The organism is Kitasatospora sp. NPDC059599, assembly GCF_042735125.1.
GTDB lineage: Bacteria > Actinomycetota > Actinomycetes > Streptomycetales > Streptomycetaceae > Kitasatospora.
In genome coordinates, this window is the sequence record NZ_JBHWCL010000180.1 from 1 (window position 1) to 18760 (window position 18760).

At 72.7% G+C, this 18760-nt stretch carries 9 protein-coding genes and 1 pseudogene; 8 read left to right on the forward strand and 2 right to left on the reverse strand.

The window, feature by feature from the left end; all coding sequences use genetic code 11:
• Positions 1-104 precede the first annotated feature (104 nt).
• Positions 105-2774: an alpha-glucan family phosphorylase gene (gene glgP, locus ACFV04_RS38575; protein WP_380535673.1), complete on the reverse strand. Its 2670-nt coding sequence runs from the start codon at positions 2772-2774 to the stop codon at positions 105-107.
• Positions 2775-3872: 1098 nt separating this feature from the next.
• Here glgP and ACFV04_RS38580 point away from each other — a divergent pair.
• From ACFV04_RS38580 to pyk, 8 genes are all read left to right on the forward strand, one after another.
• The gene (locus ACFV04_RS38580) at positions 3873-5828 is read left to right on the forward strand and encodes an alpha-1,4-glucan--maltose-1-phosphate maltosyltransferase (protein ID WP_380343105.1); all 1956 of its coding nucleotides are present in this window, start codon (positions 3873-3875) and stop codon (positions 5826-5828) included.
• The gene (gene treS, locus ACFV04_RS38585) at positions 5825-7549 is read left to right on the forward strand and encodes a maltose alpha-D-glucosyltransferase (protein ID WP_360254084.1); all 1725 of its coding nucleotides are present in this window, start codon (positions 5825-5827) and stop codon (positions 7547-7549) included. The genes ACFV04_RS38580 and treS overlap by 4 nt, the downstream gene beginning before the upstream one ends.
• 251 nt (positions 7550-7800) lie before the next feature.
• On the forward strand, positions 7801-9291 hold the full coding sequence (locus ACFV04_RS38590) for a phosphotransferase (RefSeq protein ID WP_360254082.1): 1491 nt from the start codon (positions 7801-7803) through the stop codon (positions 9289-9291).
• 109 nt (positions 9292-9400) lie between these two features.
• Positions 9401-11773, forward strand: a complete 2373-nt coding sequence (gene glgB / locus ACFV04_RS38595; RefSeq protein ID WP_380535675.1) for a 1,4-alpha-glucan branching protein GlgB — start codon at positions 9401-9403, stop codon at positions 11771-11773.
• A gap of 46 nt (positions 11774-11819) precedes the next feature.
• The gene (locus ACFV04_RS38600) at positions 11820-12491 is read left to right on the forward strand and encodes a hypothetical protein (RefSeq protein ID WP_380535677.1); all 672 of its coding nucleotides are present in this window, start codon (positions 11820-11822) and stop codon (positions 12489-12491) included.
• 131 nt (positions 12492-12622) lie between these two features.
• Positions 12623-14782: a phosphate acetyltransferase gene (gene pta / locus ACFV04_RS38605; RefSeq protein WP_380342930.1), complete on the forward strand. Its 2160-nt coding sequence runs from the start codon at positions 12623-12625 to the stop codon at positions 14780-14782.
• A gap of 103 nt (positions 14783-14885) precedes the next feature.
• Positions 14886-16109: an acetate kinase gene (locus tag ACFV04_RS38610; RefSeq protein WP_380535679.1), complete on the forward strand. Its 1224-nt coding sequence runs from the start codon at positions 14886-14888 to the stop codon at positions 16107-16109.
• A 94-nt stretch (positions 16110-16203) separates the two neighbouring features.
• The gene (gene pyk / locus ACFV04_RS38615; protein WP_380342934.1) at positions 16204-17631 is read left to right on the forward strand and encodes a pyruvate kinase; all 1428 of its coding nucleotides are present in this window, start codon (positions 16204-16206) and stop codon (positions 17629-17631) included.
• 82 nt (positions 17632-17713) lie between these two features.
• On the opposite strand, the pseudogene ACFV04_RS38620 reads toward pyk, so the two are convergent.
• Positions 17714-18760 (reverse strand): annotated as a pseudogene (locus ACFV04_RS38620) (hypothetical protein); the annotation flags it as partial.

An 18760-nucleotide genomic window follows, 5' to 3' on the forward strand; every position in this document is an offset into this window, starting at 1 on the left:
GTCACGCACCCGGCCGGGCCGCCCTCCCCGCCGAACGGCCGAACGGCCGGACGGCCGGACGAACGCCGTCCGCGACGGTCGCACGGCGGTCGTCCGGCGCGCCGTCAGCGCAGCGGCCCCGTGTCCATCCCGGCCGACTCGGCCGGCAGGGCGACCAGGCCCAGCTCGGCCGGGGAGGCCAGCCGCGGGTGCGCGGGCAGCACCCGGACGGTGTAACCGAACGGACCGGTCCGGCAGAGCTCCAGTGCGCCCTCGTAGCGGGTGCGGCCGTCCAGGTCGGGCCCGCCGACCGCCTTGAGGGCGAGCAGGCAGGCGTCCGAGATGCCGTCCGACTCGTCGACCCGGCCGGAGACCACCTGGACCTCGACGTCGCCCGGCTCCAGCGTGCCGAGCGCGACCTGCACCCGCAGTGCCAGCGAGCTGCCCAGTTCCTGGGCCTCGGCCGGGCAGTCCGCCTCGACGTGCTCGACCCGCACGGCCGGCCAGGACTCCCGGACCTTCGTCTTCCAGAGCGCCAGCTCCCGCGCACCGCGGTTGCCCCCGGCCGCCAGCTCCCGCTGGGCCAGCGCCGCGGGGGAGTACAGCCGTTCGACGTACTCGCGGACCATCCGGCCGGCCAGCACCTTGGGCCCGAGGGTGACCAGGGTGTGCCGGACCATGGCGATCCAGTGGTGCGGCAGCCCGTCCGCGTCACGGTCGTAGAACCGCGCGGCGACCTGCTGCTCGATCAGGTCGTAGAGCGCGGCCGCCTCGATGTCGTCGCGCCGCTCGGCCTCGCCGCTGTCCGGGTCGAGCACGCCGCCGCTCTCGTCGGCGGTGGGGATCGCCCAGCCGTTGCGGCCGTCGTACCACTCGTCCCACCAGCCGTCCAGGACGGACAGGTTGAGGCAGCCGTTGAGCGCGGCCTTCATCCCGGAGGTGCCGCAGGCCTCCAGCGGGCGCAGCGGGTTGTTGAGCCACACGTCGCAGCCCGGGTAGAGGTGCCGGGCCATCGCCATGTCGTAGTCCGGCAGGAAGACGATCCGGTGCCGGGCGGCCGGGTCGTCGGCGAAGGCGACCATCTGCTGGATCAGCCGCTTGCCGCCGTCGTCGGCCGGGTGGGCCTTGCCGGCCACCACGATCTGCACCGGCCGGGTGGGGTGCAGCAGCAGGGCGCGCAGCCGCTCCGGGTCGCGCAGCATCAGCGTGAGCCGCTTGTACGAGGGCACCCGGCGGGCGAAGCCGATGGTGAGCACGTCGGGGTCGAGCACCGAGGAGACCCAGCCGAGTTCGGCCTCGCCGGCCCCGCGCTGGCGCCAGGAGGCGCGCAGCCGGCGGCGGGCCTCGTCCACCAGCTGGGCGCGCAGGGTGCGGCGCAGGTCCCAGACCTCGGCGTTGCCGATCGCCTCCAGACCGGTCCAGCGGGTGGCCTCGCCGGTGGTCATGGCCTCCTCGGCGCGCTCGGCGCCGATCTCGGCGGCGCCGAGCCGGACCACCGCCGGGTCGATCCAGGTCGCGGCGTGCACGCCGTTGGTGACCGAGGTGATCGGCACCTCGGAGGGGTCGAAGCCGGGCCACAGGCCGTTGAACATCGAGCGGCTGACCGCGCCGTGCAGGGTGGAGACCCCGTTGGCGCGCTGGGCCAGTCGCAGGCCCATGGCGGCCATGTTGAAGAGCTTCGGGTCCCCGCCGCGCCAGGTCTCGGCGCCGAGCGCGAGCACCTGGTCGACCGGGACGCCGGGCAGCGCGGCGTCGCCGCCGAAGTGGCGGGCGACCAGGTCGCGGTCGAAGCGGTCGATGCCGGCCGGGACGGGCGTGTGGGTGGTGAAGAGGGTGCCGGCCCGGACGGATTCCAGGGCGGCCGCGAAGTCGGGGCCGGCCGGGTCCTCGGCGACGAGTTCGCGGATCCGTTCGACGCCGAGGAAGCCCGCGTGGCCCTCGTTGGTGTGGAAGACCTCGGGGGCGGGGTGCCCGGTGAGCCGGCAGTAGGCGCGCACCGCCCGGACGCCGCCGATGCCGAGCAGCATCTCCTGCAGCAGCCGGTGCTCGCTGCCGCCGCCGTACAGCCGGTCGGTGACCTCGCGTTCGGCGGGCGAGTTGGCCTCGATGTCGGAGTCGAGGAGCAGCAGCGGGACCCGCCCGACCTGGGCTTTCCAGATCCGGGCGGCCAGGGTGCGGCCGCCGGGCAGGACGAGGTCGATCCGGCAGGGGGTGCCGTCGGCCTCCCGCAGCGGGCTGACCGCGAGTTCGTCCGGGTCGAGCAGCGGGTAGCGCTCCTGCTGCCAGCCGTCCCGGCCGAGGGACTGCCGGAAGTAGCCGTGCCGGTAGAACAGCCCTACCCCGACGACCGGGACGCCGAGGTCGCTGGCGGCCTTGAGGTGGTCGCCGGCCAGGATGCCGAGCCCGCCGGAGTACTGCGGCAGCGCCGCGGCGATGCCGTACTCGGGCGAGAAGTAGGCGATCGCGGCGGGCAGCGGGTCGGCGCCGGACTCCGGCCGGCGGGTCTGGTACCAGCGCGGGCCGGTCAGGTAGTCGCGCAGGTCGTCGGCGAGGTCGCCGAGTCTGCGCAGGAACCGCCGGTCGGCGGCGAGTGCGGCGAGCCGGCCGGCCGGGACCTCCCCGAGCAGCCGCACCGGGTCCTCGCCGGTCGCGGCCCAGACCTCCGGGTCCACGGACCGGAACAGGTCCCTGGTCTCGGGGTGCCAGGACCAGCGCAGGTTGAGGGCCAGCTCGTGCAACGGCTGGAGTTGTTCGGGCAGGACGGTGCGGACGGTGAATCTGCGGATTGCCTTCACGGCGTGAAGCGTAGCCGCGGCGGTCGGCCCGACAGTGCGTCAAGTGGGCTATTGGGCATCCGTTCGGCCTATTGATGAGATCGCATTCGGCGCATTGGTCTGCACGGGGGGCGCGCGAGGCGCACATTTCGGGGGCCCGCGCTACCAATACGTGAACTCTGCGGTACGGATCCATTTCCGCCGGCGCATCCGCTCATGAGAAGGCCCGAAACTACTGTCGTACCGCTGCAAAAACCTTGTCGCCGATGCGAGGATGACCGAAGGTCGTTGATGCTGTGGGGAGTCCGGCGACGGGTGGCGTCCCCCTTGAAGCAGCACGTCCGAATCCTTTTCACGTTGGCCGTTCCCGCTCTCCTTAGCCCATTCGGCGCTCACCGCACACCGACGCGTGTCCTCGCGCCCGGCCCGCTCGTTCACGGGTGGACCGGGCCGCCCAGGGGCGTGCCCCCGGAGGCGTGCGCCGGGACGCGCACGGGCTCCGGGGCGTTCCGCCACCGGTTCGGCGGGCGCCGGGCAGGTTGCCGGGGACAGCGGCGCGGGCAGGCTTCCGGTCGCACGTCCTCCCCACCCAGCAGTCCTCCCGGTACTCCCCTGGCCCGAACCCGGCCCGCGGGAGCTGCCGCCGATCTCGGGCAGGAGTTTGGCATGCACGGCGACACGCGGGACCAGTCCACACCGGTGGCCGAAAACCTCGACTCAGCGGTCGCGGAATCCGCCGGACGGATGGATTCTGACACTCGGACAGATCCGCCGATGCCTGCGCCCAGGGCGTCCGGGGCGGTCGGTGGCGGATCCTCCGAATCCCGGCCCCCCGCAGCACAGCCCCCAGCAGCACCGCCCTCCGCGGCGCCCCGACGACCCGGGGCCGAGGAGGACCGGACCGCGGCACCCCGCAGGCGCACCACCACGCGCCGCACCACCGCCACCGCGTCGGCCGCCACCCCGAAGGCCGACGCCGCGGCCGGCCCCGCGCCGCGCCGGACCGCCGCGGCGAAGAAGGCGGCCGCCCCTAAGGCGGCCGCGGCCAAGACCTCCGCGGCCGGGACCGCCGCGAAACCCGCTGCCAAGACCACCGCCCGCAAGACAGAGAGCGACACCGTGATCGGCCGCATCCCCGTCCTGGACGTCAGCCCGCTCGTCGACTCCGGCCGCCGCCCGGCCAAGGCCGTCGTCGGCGAGACCTTCCTGGTCACCGCGACCGTCTTCCGCGAGGGCCACGACGCCGTCAACGCCAACGTGGTGCTGCGCGACCCGCGCGGCCGCAGCGGCCCGTGGACGCCGATGCGCGAACTCGCCGAGGGCACCGACCGCTGGGGCGCGCACGTCACCCCGACCGCGCCCGGCCGGTGGTCGTACCTGGTGGAGGCGTGGAGCGACCCGATCGCCACCTGGCGCAGGACCGCCTCGGTGAAACTGCCCGCCGGGATCGACACCGCGCTGGTCCTGGAGGAGGGCGCCCGGCTGTTCGAGCAGGCCGCGGCCGGCGTGCCGAAGAAGGACGGCCGCGCCGACGTGCTGGCCGCCGCCGACGCGCTGCGCGACCCGACCATGCCGCCGCTGTCGCGGCTGGCCGCCGCCCTCGCCCCCGAGGTGCTGGAGCTGCTGGCCCGCCACCCGCTGCGCGAACTGCTCAGCGCCTCGCGTCCGCTGCCACTGCAGGTGGACCGCGAGCGCGCACTGTTCGGCTCCTGGTACGAGTTCTTCCCCCGGTCGGAGGGCGCGGTGGTGGACCCGAGCGGCGTCGAGCCGCCGCGCACGGGCACCCTGCGCACCGCCGCCGAGCGGCTGCCCGCGGTCGCCGCGATGGGCTTCGACGTGGTCTACCTGCCGCCGGTCCACCCGATCGGCCGAGCCTTCCGCAAGGGCCCGGACAACACCCTGACGGCCGGTCCGCACGACGTCGGCTCGCCCTGGGCGATCGGCTCCCCCGAGGGCGGCCACGACGCCGTCCACCCGGACCTCGGCACCATCGAGGACTTCGACCACTTCGTCGCCGAGGCCCTGGAGCTGCACCTGGAGGTGGCGCTCGACTTCGCCCTCCAGTGCTCCCCGGACCACCCCTGGGTGAACAAGCACCCGGAATGGTTCAGCCACCGCACGGACGGCACCATCGCGTACGCCGAGAACCCGCCGAAGAAGTATCAGGACATCTATCCGATCAACTTCGACCAGGACATGGATGGAATCGTCAAGGAAACCATCCGGATCCTGCGGTTCTGGATGTCCCACGGCGTGCGGATCTTCCGGGTCGACAACCCGCACACCAAACCGGTGCTGTTCTGGGAGAAGGTGCTCGCCGACATCGCCCGCACCGACCCCGATGTCGTGTTCCTGGCGGAGGCCTTCACCCGCCCCGCGATGATGCACGCCCTGGCGAAGATCGGTTTCCACCAGTCGTACACGTACTTCACCTGGCGCACCACCAAGCCGGAACTGACCGAGTACCTCACCGAACTCACCGGCGACGCAGCCGCGTACATGCGCCCCAACTTCTTCGCCAACACCCCGGACATCCTGCACGGCTACCTGCAGGACGGCGGCCGCGCCGCCTTCGCCGTCCGCGCGGTGCTCGCCGCCACCCTCTCCCCCAGCTACGGCGTCTACGCCGGCTACGAGCTGTACGAGGACGAGCCGGCCCACCCGGGCTCCGAGGAGTACCTGCACTCGGAGAAGTACGAGCTGCGCCCGCGCGACTGGAACCGCACCGACACCCTCGCCCCGCTGCTGACCGTGCTGAACCGGCTGCGCAAGCGCCACCCCGCCCTGCAGCAGCTGCGTGACCTGCGCTTCCACCCCACCGACAACGACAAGGTGCTCGCCTACTCCAAGACCGCGACCACCCCCGAGGGCCTCACCGACCAGGTCATCACCGTGGTGAACCTCGACCCGCACCACGTCCAGGAGGCCACCGTGACGCTCGACGGCGACGGCCCGTACGCGGTGCACGACGAGCTCACCGGCGCCGTCTACACCTGGGGCCGGCACAACTACGTCCGGCTCGATCCCTCAGCCGAGCCGGCTCACCTCCTCACGGTTCGGAGGAACCCAGCGTGACAGTGAACGAGCCCGTCCCCGACACCTTCCCCGAGACCTCGAAGAAGAACCTGGACCCCGAGTGGTTCAAGCGTGCGGTCTTCTACGAGGTGCTGGTGCGGTCCTTCCAGGACAGCAACGGCGACGGGGTCGGGGACCTCAAGGGGCTCACGGCCAAGCTCGACTACCTCCAGTGGCTCGGGATCGACTGCCTCTGGCTCCCCCCGTTCTTCGCCTCGCCGCTGCGTGACGGCGGCTACGACGTCTCCGACTACACCTCGGTGCTGCCGGAGTTCGGCGACCTCGCCGACTTCATGGAGTTCACCGACGCCGCGCACGCCCGCGGCATGCGCGTGATCATCGACTTCGTCATGAACCACACCAGCGACCAGCACCCGTGGTTCCAGGCCTCCCGGACGGACCCGGACGGGCCGTACGGCGACTTCTACATGTGGGCCGACGACGACAAGCAGTACCCGGACGCCCGGATCATCTTCGTCGACACCGAGACCTCCAACTGGACCTACGACCCGGTCCGCAAGCAGTACTACTGGCACCGCTTCTTCTCGCACCAGCCGGACCTCAACTACGACAACCCCCGGGTCCAGGACGAGATGATCGCCGGGCTCCGGTTCTGGCTCGACCTCGGCATCGACGGCTTCCGGCTGGACGCTGTGCCCTACCTGTTCGCCCGCGAGGGCACCAACTGCGAGAACCTGCCGGAGACCCACGAGTTCCTCAAGCGGGTCCGCAAGGAGATCGACGCCGACTACCCCGACACCGTGCTGCTCGCCGAGGCCAACCAGTGGCCGGAGGACGTCGTCGACTACTTCGGCGACTTCACCTCGGGCGGCGACGAGTGCCACATGGCGTTCCACTTCCCGGTGATGCCGCGGATCTTCATGGCGGTGCGCCGCGAGTCCCGCTACCCGGTGTCCGAGATCCTCGCCAAGACCCCGCACATCCCCAACGGGTGCCAGTGGGGCATCTTCCTGCGCAACCACGACGAGCTGACCCTGGAGATGGTCACCGACGAGGAGCGCGACTACATGTACGCGGAGTACGCCAAGGACCCCCGGATGCGCGCCAACGTGGGCATCCGCCGCCGGCTCGCCCCGCTGCTGGAGAACGACCGCAACCAGATCGAGCTGTTCACCGCCCTGCTGTTCTCCCTGCCCGGCTCCCCGGTGCTCTACTACGGGGACGAGATCGGCATGGGCGACAACATCTGGCTCGGCGACCGGGACGGCGTGCGCACGCCGATGCAGTGGACCCCGGACCGCAACGCGGGTTTCTCCTCCGCCGACCCGGGCAGGCTCAGTCTGCCGCCCATCATGGACCCGGTGTACGGCTATCAGGTGACCAACGTCGAGGCGCAGCAGAGCAGTTCGAGTTCCCTGCTGCACTGGACGCGTCGCATGATCGAGATCCGCAAGCTCAATCCGGCGTTCGGCCTCGGCAGCTACACCGAACTGCCGTCCAGCAACCCCGCCGTGCTGGCCTTCGTGCGCGAGTACGAGGGGGACCTGGTCATGTGCGTGAACAACTTCTCGCGGTTCGCGCAACCGACCGAACTGGACCTGCGGCAGTACGGCGGACGGTACCCGGTCGAGCTGATCGGCGGGGTGCGCTTCCCGTCGATCGGCGAGTGGCCCTACCTGCTCACCCTGGCCGGGCACGGCTTCTACTGGTTCCAGCTCCGGCAGCCCCCGCGCCTGAGCGGGACCAGGCGGTCGAAGTAACGATCCGCCGCGCCCCGCCGCACCCCGCACGACGCACCACCGAACCCTCCGGGGGCGCCGGTCGAACCCCAGCGCCCCCGGAGTTCTCTGCACCGCCGCGTACGGAGAACAGCCCAACGGCCACCCACACGAAGGCGTGACACCCGAGCCGTGCTCGCGTGCCGCGACCGCCGCGCCGCCGAAATCCGGAAGACTGACGGACCCGGCCACGACCCGTCGGGCAGTCCGCGTGATTCCGGGGAAAGGGAGTCATGTCCGAAACCTCCCGTTCTCAAGCCCATGTGCAGCACGACGCCCCGGCCGGCTCCACCGCGCCGACCGGCGCGCGGGGCTCCGGGCTCCGGAGAACAGCCCTGGGGGTCAGCGAACTCGTCCAGGCGGCGCTGCCGCTGATCGCCGCGTGGCTGCCCACCCAGCGCTGGTACGCCGGGAAGGGACGGCCCATCACCGGCCTCACCCCCGTGGTCGGCACCCCGCTCCAGGTCGGCGACCCGGCCCTGCTGCACCTGCTGCTGCGGGTCGAGCACGCCACGACGGCCGGCGCCCCGCACGGCGACATCTACCAGCTACTGCTCGGCATCCGCTCGCAGGGGCTCGGGGACATCGGGCCCGGCGCCGTGCTCGGCCGGCTCAGCCAGGGCCCGTACGACGGCGCGACCCTCTACGACGCGGTGCACGACCCCGAACTCACCGGCCGCCTGCTGGAACACCTGGCCACCGGCGACCGCTTCGGCTCACTGTCCTTCCGCCGCACCCCCGGCTCCGGACTGCCCGCCAACCTCCCCGGCCGCGCCTCCACCGCCGAGCAGTCCAACAGCTCGGTCATCTACGGCACCTCGTACATCCTCAAGCTGTTCCGGCGCATCCACCCCGGCACCAACCCCGACCTCGAACTCTCGCTCGCCCTCTCCCGGGCCGGCTCCACCCGGATCCCCCGGGTCGCCGCCTGGTTCGAGAGCCGGATGGAACGCGCCGAACCCGCCACCCTCGGCCTGCTCCAGCGCTACCTGCCGGACGCCGAGGACGGCTGGGAGCTCGCCCTCGACCAGGTCGGCCGGCTCAAGGGCGACCGCTCCCCCGGCAACTTCGCCATCGAGGCGCACCGGCTCGGCCGGGCCACCGCCGAGGTGCACCGGGTCCTGGCCCGGTCGATGCCGGTCGCCCGGCTCGACCGCACCCAGACCGGTCGGCTCGCCACCGCGATGGCCGACCGGCTGGACAGCGCCGTCGCCGCCGTCCCCGGACTGCTGCGCTTCCGGGCCGCGCTGCGCACCGCCTTCCAGCAGCTCGCCGACGCCCACCCGGACGGCCTGCCGGTCCAGCGCATCCACGGCGACCTCCACCTCGGCCAGGCGATGCGGACCCCGCACGGCTGGGTGCTGCTGGACTTCGAGGGCGAGCCCGCCAAGTCGGTCAACGAACGGCGCGAACCACAGCCCGCCCTGCGCGACGTCGCCGCGATGCTCCGCTCCTTCGACTACGCCGCCGCCCACCTGCTGGCCGGCGGCCCGGTCGACCCGGAGCTCGCCCACCTGGCCGCCGCCTGGGCGCAGCGCAACCGCACCGCCTTCTGCGCCGGCTACACCGCCGGGGGCGGCGCCGACCCGGCGGCCTCGCCGGAGCTGATGCGGGCGCTGGAGATCGACAAGGCGGTCTACGAGGTGGTGTACGAGGCCCGGCACCGACCGAGCTGGCTGCCGATCCCGCTGGCCGCGATCAACCGGCTCGCCCTGTCCGTCTGACCGCCGACCCCGCCGCCCCGCTCGCCCGCCCCCGTTCGCCCGTCCCGCACCGCCGTTCCCCGTACCGCCCGCAGGAGTTCGCCCACCCCCGCCGCAGGAGGACCACGCCGTGACGCCGCTCGACCCGACCGGCCGCCCCAACCGCCCAGTTCCGGCCACCTTCACGGCCGGCCCGGGCACGCCCCCGGCCGAGGACCAGGAGGCCCTCCCGCCCGGGGCCGAGGCCCCGGCGGCGAGCGGGCCGGCCACCTCGCCGCCCGCCGTCCCGCCCACCGCGCCGTCCGGGTCCCTGCGCCTGCCCGAGGCGCCGCTGCCGCCGTCCGAGGTGGACCGGCTGGTGGGCGGGCGGCACCACGACCCGCACGCGCTGCTCGGCGCGCACCCCGTGCACGGCGGCACGGCGATCCGGGTGCTGCGCCCGTTCGCCGACCGGGTGGTCGTCGAGACCCCCGAGGGCCCGGCCGAACTCACCCACCAGCAGAGCGGGTTGTTCACCGGCCTGGTGGTCGGCGGCGACCTCCCGGACTACTCCCTGCTGGTGTCCTACCCGGACGGCGAGCCACTGCGCCAGCAGGACGGCTACCGCACCCCGCCCACCCTCGGCGACCTCGACCTGCACCTGATCTCCGAAGGCCGGCACGAGCAACTGTGGCGGGCGCTCGGCTCGCACGTGCGCACCGTCGACGGCGTGGCCGGCACCGCGTTCGCGGTCTGGGCGCCCAACGCGGTCGGGGTGCGGCTGATCGGCGACTTCAACCACTGGAACGGCACCGGGCACCCGATGCGCTCGCTCGGCTCGTCCGGGATCTGGGAGCTGTTCGTCCCGGGCCTGGCCGAGGGCGCCACGTACAAGTACGAGGTCCACACCCGGCAGGGCTGGGTGCTCGACAAGGCCGACCCGCTCGCCCGGGCCGCCCAGTGCCCGCCCGGCACCGCCTCGGTGGTCACCTCCTCCTCCTACACGTGGCAGGACGACGAGTGGATGGCCCGCCGGGCCCGCGCCACGCACCACCGGGCACCGATGTCGGTGTACGAGCTGCACCTGCCCTCCTGGCGCCCCGACCTCACCGACTACCGCGCCATCGCCGGGGAACTCCCCCGGTACCTGAAGGAGTTGAACTTCACCCACGTGGAGTTCATGCCGGTGATGGAGCACCCGTTCGGCGGTTCCTGGGGCTACCAGGTGTCCGGCTACTACGCCCCCACCGCCCGGCTCGGCGGCCCGGACGGGTTCCGGTACCTGGTCGACACCCTGCACCGGCACGGCATCGGCGTGATCGTCGACTGGGTGCCCGCGCACTTCCCCAAGGACGACTTCGCGCTCGCCCGCTTCGACGGCGAGCCGCTGTACGAGCCCGCCGACCCGCAGCGCGCCGAGCACCCCGACTGGGGGACGCTGGAGTTCGACTACGGCCGCAAGGAGGTGCGCAACTTCCTCGTCGCCAACGCGGTCTACTGGTGCGAGGAGTTCCACATCGACGGCCTGCGGGTGGACGCCGTCGCCTCGATGCTCTACCTGGACTACTCCCGCGAGGGCGACGCCTGGACGCCCAACCAGTACGGCGGCCGGGAGAACCTGGACGCGGCCTCCTTCCTCCAGGAGATGAACGCCACCGTCTACCGGCGCTGCCCCGGCGTGATCACCATCGCCGAGGAGTCCACCGCCTGGGACGGGGTCACCCGCCCCACCGACGCCGGCGGCCTCGGCTTCGGGCTGAAGTGGAACATGGGCTGGATGCACGACTCGCTGGTCTACATGTCCAAGGAGCCGGTGCACCGCAAGTACCACCACAACGAGATCACCTTCTCGATGGTGTACGCCTACTCGGAGAACTACGTCCTGCCGATCTCGCACGACGAGGTCGTCCACGGCAAGCAGGCCCTGGTCTCCAAGATGCCCGGCGACTGGTGGCAGCAGCGCGCCAACCACCGCGCCTACCTGGGCTTCATGTGGTCCCACCCGGGCAAGCAACTGCTGTACATGGGGCAGGAGTTCGCCCAAGGCGCGGAGTGGGACCACGAGCAGGGCCCGCAGTGGTGGGTGCTCGACGAGCAGTGGCCGGCCCACCGGGACCACCGCGGCGTGCGCCGCCTGGTCCGCGACCTCAACCGGCACTACCTCGACACCCCGGCCCTGTGGGAGCTGGACACCACCCCGGACGGCTTCCGCTGGCTCGACGGCGGCGCCGCCGACGACAACCTGCTCTCCTACGTCCGCTACGCGGCCGACGGCACCCCGCTGGTCGCGGTCTGCAACTTCTCCCCGGTCGTCCGGCACGGCCGCCGGGTCGGCCTGCCCCGGCTGGCGGGCCGGGACCAGCTGTGGGAGGAACTGCTGAACACCGACGCCGAGGAGTACGGCGGCAGCGGCATCGGCAACTCCCACCCGGTCAAGGCCGAAGCGGTGGAATGGGACGGTCAGCCCCGCTCCGCCGAACTGATCCTCCCGCCGCTCTCCACCCTCTGGCTCCGCCCGGCGTGATCGCCTAGGCTCCCCGCCTGGGACTGGTCGTCAGCAGGCGGGGGGCTTGCGCGTGCTTCTCGTGCTGGAACTGCTCTACCTCCTGCTGCCGGCGATCTGCTGGGCGTTCCTGGTCCGCACCCGGGTGATCGGGGTGACCGTCTTCGCCGTCCTCGCCGGCCTGGCCGTCGCGCTCGTCGGCCTGGAGGAGGACTGGTACTTCACCCGCGCCACCGCCGAGATCGAGGTCGGCTACCCGACCGCCGCCGGCCTGGTGGTCCTCGCGGGCGGGCTGGCCGAGCGGTGGCTGCGCGGCCCCCGGCCCGAGAAGGAGTACGACCACCCGGTGGCCGGCTCGGCCGTCGCGATCACCGTCCACACCCTGGCCGGGGTGGTGATCGCGTTCGCCTACCTGCTCATCGGCCGCGACTCCTTCCTTCCGAGCCTCGCCGAAGTACCGCTGCCGCCCGGGGTGACCGTCGAGCACGCCGACGAGGGCTACTGCGGCTCGAACTTCTGCTCCCGGACCCTCACCCTCGGCAGCAGCACCGGCCTGTCGCCCGCCGAAGTGCAGGCCCGACTGCGGGCCGCGCTCGCCGCCGACGGCTGGACGCCCGGCCGCGGCGACTCCCTGCGGCGGCCGCACGGCTGGCTGGTGGACCGGCGGGTGTCGGAGATCTTCCTCGGCGGGATGACGGTGGAGCTGTCCGGCTCGGAGACCACCAACGTCGAGCGCTGACCTCCGCCGCCTCCCGACAGGGCCTTCGCCCCTTGCCCCGGGTGCGGTCCTCTGCTCGCGGACGGTCGTTCGGGGTGCGAAGGTATGGTCGATATGACCACCTTCCGAGGCGACGGAACGGAGACACCCACGTGGCGCGCAGCGTGTACGTGACCGGGATCGACCGGGGGGACGGCCGCCAGGCCGTCGAACTCGGGGTCATGGAACTGCTCACCCGCCAGGTGGACCGGGTCGGGGTCTTCCGCCCGCTGGTGCACGCCGCCGCGCCCGGGCAGCCGGGATCGGACCACGTGGTCGAACTGCTGCGCGGCCGCTACCGGATCGACCTGCCGGGCACCGAGCTGTACGGCCTCACCTACGAGGAGGCCGCCGCGCTGCAGGCCGCCCAGGGACAGGACGAGCTGGTCTCCGTCCTGGTCGACCGGTTCCGCGCGCTGGAACGGCGCTGCCAGGCGGTGCTGGTGCTCGGCACCGACTTCGCCGACACCAACATCCCGGACGAGCTGGCCTTCAACGCCCGCCTCGCCAACGAGTTCGGCGCCGCCGTGCTGCCCGTGGTCGGCGGGCACGCCGGGGACCCGGAGGCCGTGATCGCCGAGGTGCGCAACGCCCACCGGGCGTACACCGACCTCGGCTGCGAGACCCTGGCGATGATCGCCAACCGGGTCGCCCCCGGCGGCAAGCAGCGGATCCAGCGCAAACTCACCGAGAAGCTGCCCATCCCCGCCTACGTCATCCCGGAGGAGCCGGCGCTGGCCGCGCCGACCGTCTCCCAGCTGGTCGAGGCGACCGGCGCCGAGGTGCTGCTCGGGGACGCCTCCGGCCTGGCCCGGGACGTGCGCGGCTACGTCTTCGGCGGCGCGATGCTGCCGACCTTCCTGGACGCGCTGACCGAGGGCGCGCTGGTCGTCACCCCCGGGGACCGCGCCGACCTGGTGATCGGCTCCCTGGCCGCGCACGCCGCCGGCGCCCCGCCGATCGCCGGCGTGCTGCTGACGCTCGGCCAGCACCCCGGCCCGAACGTGATGGCGCTGGCCGCCCGGCTCGCCCCGGGCACCCCGGTCGCGGTCGTCCCGGAGGGCAGCTGGCCCACCGCCGCCACCCTGACCCACCTGGAGGGCAAGCTCACCGCGGCCAGCCCGCGGAAGGCCGAGATCGCCCTCGGCCTGTTCGAACTGCACGTCGACACCGCCGAGTTGACCAACCTGATCGAGGTCGGCCGGTCCGAACGGGTCACCCCGATGATGTTCGAGCACGAGCTGCTGGAACGCGCCCGGGCCGGCCGTCGGCACGTGGTGCTGCCCGAGGGCACCGAGGAGCGGGTGCTGCGCGCCGCCGAGATCCTGCTGCGCCGCAACATCTGCGACCTCACCCTGCTCGGCGAGCCGGACGCGGTGCGCCGCAAGGCCGCCGGCCTCGGCATCGAACTGCCCCAGGCGGGGGCACCTGCCGGCAGCCGGGCCGGGGAAGACCCGGCCGCCGACCGCGCGCAGGTCCGGATCGTCGACCCGACCACCAGCCCGCTGCGCCGCCAGTTCGCCGAGCTGTACGCACGGCTGCGGGCCCACCGGGGGATGACCGTCGAGCTGGCCCTGGACGTGGTCACCGACGTCTCCTACTTCGGCACCCTGATGGTCCAGGAGGGCATCGCGGACGGCATGGTCTCCGGCGCGGCGCACTCCACCGCGGCCACCATCCGGCCCGCCTTCGAGGTGATCAAGACCTCGCCGGGCGCCTCGATCGTCTCCTCCGTCTTCTTCATGTGCCTGGCCGACAGGGTGCTGGTGTACGGCGACTGCGCGGTCAACCCCGACCCGGACGCCCAGCAGCTGGCCGACATCGCGATCCAGGCCGCCGCGACCGCCGCCCAGTTCGGTGTCGAACCGCGGGTCGCGATGCTCTCGTACTCGACCGGCACCTCGGGCTCGGGCGCGGACGTCGACAAGGTCCGCAAGGCCACCGAGCTCGTCCGCGAGCTGCGGCCGGACATCCTGGTGGAGGGCCCGATCCAGTACGACGCGGCGGTGGACGAGCACGTCGCGGCCACCAAGCTGCCGGGCTCGCCGGTCGCCGGTCGGGCCACCGTGCTGATCTTCCCGGACCTCAACACCGGCAACAACACCTACAAGGCCGTGCAGCGCTCGGCCGGCGCGGTCGCGGTCGGCCCGGTGCTGCAGGGGCTGCGCAAACCCGTCAACGACCTGTCGCGCGGGGCGCTGGTGCAGGACATCGTCAACACGGTCGCGATCACCGCCATCCAGTCCCAGGACCGCAAGGAGGCGCAGGCATGAGTGAGCGGAGCGTGGGGGTCCCCCCGGCCGAGGGCCGGGGGAGGACCATCGGCAGGTGCACGTTCCGCGGAACGCCCGCCGCGCACGTCACGGAGGTGGGCGCATGAGTGACGGCACCCGCGTCCTGGTGCTGAACGCCGGCTCCTCGTCGGTGAAGTACCAGCTGATCGACATGCTGGACGGCGCCCGGCTGGCCTCCGGGCTGGTCGAGCGGATCGGCGAGGCCGGCGGGCGCCTGGTGCACACCCCGCGCACGGGCGAGCGGCGCGAGGCCTCGCAGGTCTTCCCGGACCACAGCGCCGCGCTGAAGGCCGTCGCCGAGGAACTGGCCGCCGACGGCCTCGGGCTGGACTCCCCCGAGCTGGCCGCGATCGGCCACCGGGTGGTGCACGGCGGCAAGCGGTTCACCGAACCGACCGTCATCACCGACGAGGTGCTCCGGGAGGTCCGCCGGCTGATCCCGGTCGCCCCGCTGCACAACCCGGCCAACATCACCGGCATCGAGGTCGCCCGGGCGCTGCGCCCCGACCTCCCCCAGGTGGCCGTCTTCGACACCGCCTTCCACGCCTCGATGCCGGAGTCCGCGGCCCGGTACGCGATCGACAAGGACGTCGCCGACGAGCACCGGGTGCGCCGCTACGGCTTCCACGGCACCTCGCACCAGTACGTCTCGCGGGCCACCGCCCGGCTGCTCGGCAAGGATCCGGCCGAGGTCAACGTGATCGTGCTGCACCTGGGCAACGGCGCCTCCGCCTCGGCGGTCAGCGGCGGTCGCTGCGTGGACACCTCGATGGGCCTGACCCCGCTGGAGGGCCTGGTCATGGGCACCCGCTCGGGCGACATCGACGCCGGCGTGGTGTTCCACCTGCACCGGGTCGGCGGCCTGTCGATCGACGAGATCGACGACCTGCTCAACCGCCGCAGCGGCCTGCGCGGCCTGTGCGGCGACAACGACATGCGCGAGATCATGCGCCGAGCGGACGAGGGGGACGCGGACGCGCAGCTCGCCTTCGACTCGTACGTCCACCGGCTGCGCAAGTACATCGGCGGCTACTACGCGGTGCTCGGCCGGGTGGACGCGATCGCGTTCACCGCGGGGGTCGGGGAGAACGCGGCGCCGGTGCGCGCGGCGGCCACCGCGGGGCTGGAGGAGCTGGGCATCGCCGTGGACCCGGAGCTGAACTCGGTGCGCTCCGGCGAGGCCCGGATCGTCTCGCCCGCGTACGCCCGGGTGGCGGTCGCGGTGGTGCCCACCGACGAGGAGCTGGAGATCGCCCGGCAGGCCTTCGCGCTGGTGCACCGGGGACACCAGGGGTCCGAGGACTGACACGGAATCGTCTCACTCCTCGGAATTATTCGTCGGCGATTCCTCCCGGTCCGTGCCGAATGCACCCATAACACGAACGGATAGACTGATCCATATGCGCCGAGCGAAAATTGTCTGCACCCTGGGTCCGGCGACGGACTCCTACGAACAGCTGAAGGCCATCGTCGAGGCGGGCATGAACGTCGCCCGACTGAACATGAGCCACGGCAACCACGCGGACCACGAGGAGCGGTACCACAAGGTCCGCCAGGTCTCGGAGGACACCGGCAAGGCCATCGGCGTCCTGGCCGACCTCCAGGGTCCGAAGATCCGTCTGGCGACCTTCGCCAACGGCCCGGTGACCGTCGACAACGGCGACGAGTTCACCATCACCACCGAAGACGTCCCCGGTGACCAGCACATCTGCGGCACCACCTACAAGGGCCTGCCCGGCGACGTGAAGCCCGGCGACCCGATCCTGATCAACGACGGCGTCATCGCCCTGGAGGTCGTCAGCGTCGACGGCCCGCGGGTGAAGACCGTGGTGGTCGAGGGCGGCGTGCTCTCGAACAACAAGGGCATCAACCTGCCCGGCGCGGCCGTGAACGTGCCCGCCCTGTCCGAGAAGGACAAGGACGACCTGCGCTTCGCGCTGCGCCTGGGCGTCGACATGGTCGCCCTGTCCTTCGTCCGCAACGCGGACGACATCAAGGACGTCCACGAGATCATGGACGAGGTCGGCATCCGGGTGCCGGTCATCGCCAAGATCGAGAAGCCGCAGGCCGTCGAGGCCATGGAGGAGATCGTCCTCGCCTTCGACGCCATCATGGTCGCCCGCGGCGACCTCGCCGTCGAGTACCCACTGGAGCGGGTGCCGCTGGTCCAGAAGCAGCTGGTCACCCTGGCCCGCCGCAATGCCAAGCCGGTCATCGTCGCCACCCAGATGATGGAGTCGATGATCCACGCCTCGCGCCCGACCCGCGCCGAGGTCTCCGACGTCGCCAACGCCATCCTGGACGGTACCGACGCGGTGATGCTCTCCGCCGAGTCCAGCGTCGGCAAGTACCCGGTCGAGACCGTCCGCACCATGAGCCGGATCTGCGAGAAGGCCGAGGAGGAGCTCGTCTCCCAGGGCCTGCAGCCGCTCAACCCGGGCCGCAAGCCGCGCACCCAGGGCGGCTCGGTCGCCCGCGCCGCGTGCGAGCTGGGCGACTTCCTCGACGGGAAGGCGCTGGTCGCGTTCACCAAGTCCGGCGACACCGCGCGCCGGCTGTCCCGCTACCGCTCGCCGATCCCGGTGATCGCGTTCACCCCGGACTCCGCGACCCGCAACCAGCTGTCGCTGAGCTGGGGCGTCGAGGCGTACGTCACCGAGCAGGTGGCCACCACCGACGCCATGGTCGCCCAGGTCGACCGTGAGCTGCTGCGGCTGGGCCGGCTCGCCGAGGGCGAGACCGTCATCGTCACCGCCGGTGTCCCGGTCGGCATCCCCGGCACCACCAACATGGTGCAGGTGCACCACCTCGGCACCCGGGGCGAGTGAGCACCCGCCCGTCAGAACGCCCGTGGGGCGGTCCTCCCGTACGGAGGGCCGCCCCACGGGCGTCACGGCGTCCGCCGCACCGCTACTTGTCGCTGTAGGGCGCGTCGTCGTTGAACAGGTGCATCCCCGGGATGTGCAGGGTGCCGCCGAACTGGCCGGCCTGCTTGGCGGTGACGCCGGTCAGCTCCAGGTCCAGCGGGATCGGGATGGCGCCGATCAGGTCGTACAGCCAGCGCGGCAGGGTGTCCGGGGTGAGGGTGATCTCGCCCAGGTCGATCGGGATCGGCAGGCCCAGCAGCTTCGAGAGGTGGCCGGACAGCCGCTCCACGTACATGGTGACCTGGCCGTCGCGCATGGTCGAGGTGGAACCCTTGGCGCCCTGGACGTGGAAGGTCACACCGTTGCCCTCCAGAGTCGACATGTCGAGGTTGTCGATGTCCACGCTGTCGACGACGAACTTCAGCACCCGCTTGCTGCCGGTCGGGGTCTTCACGTCGTAGACACCGTGGAAGGCCGCGCCGTGCAGGGCCAGCCGGCTGGTCTGCAGCGTCCAGTTCTGCTCCGGGACGACCTGCCCGGAGGCGGCCGCGCCGGCCGTCAGACTCCGGGTGTCCACAGCGCAGTTGGGGTTGTCGGTCGGCGTGGCCGACGGGGTGCCGGTGGCGCCCGCGGTGGGCGAGGCCGTACCGGAGGAACCCGCGGAGGGCGTCGCCTTGGGGCTCGCCTTCCCGCTCGGCGTCGCGGCGGGCGAGGGCGCGCCGCCGGACGGCCGGGCCGCGGTCGGCGCGGTATCCGGGGTGGCGGCCGCCGCCTGCGGCTGGGCCGGGGTGTCGGATCGCGGGGCCGGGGCCGAGGCCGGGCCGGCCGGGGTGGTTGCCGGCGCCGGGGTCGTGGCCGGCGCGGTCGCGCCCGGCTTGGGGGTCTGGGTCGGGCCGGGGCTCGGCGAGGCGGTGGGGTTCAGCAGGTGGTTGATGCCGCCGACGATGTCGTCGATCAACCCGGCCTGCGTCACCGCACCCGGGCCGCTCCCGGCACCCTGCCGGTCCGTGCCCGACGCGACCGCGTCGCCGCCGGTGGCGGCCGAACGGGCGGCCGGCGGCTGGGCGGCGGGCGTCGCGGCGGCCGGCGG

Excerpts from the sequence above, each read along its gene's own strand:
- ACFV04_RS38590 (WP_360254082.1), top strand. The coding sequence starts at position 7,801 with ATGTCCGAAACCTCCCGTTCTCAAGCCCATGTGCAGCACGACGCCCCG.
- ACFV04_RS38610 (WP_380535679.1), top strand. The coding sequence starts at position 14,886 with ATGAGTGACGGCACCCGCGTCCTGGTGCTGAACGCCGGCTCCTCGTCG.
- pyk (WP_380342934.1), top strand. The coding sequence starts at position 16,204 with ATGCGCCGAGCGAAAATTGTCTGCACCCTGGGTCCGGCGACGGACTCC.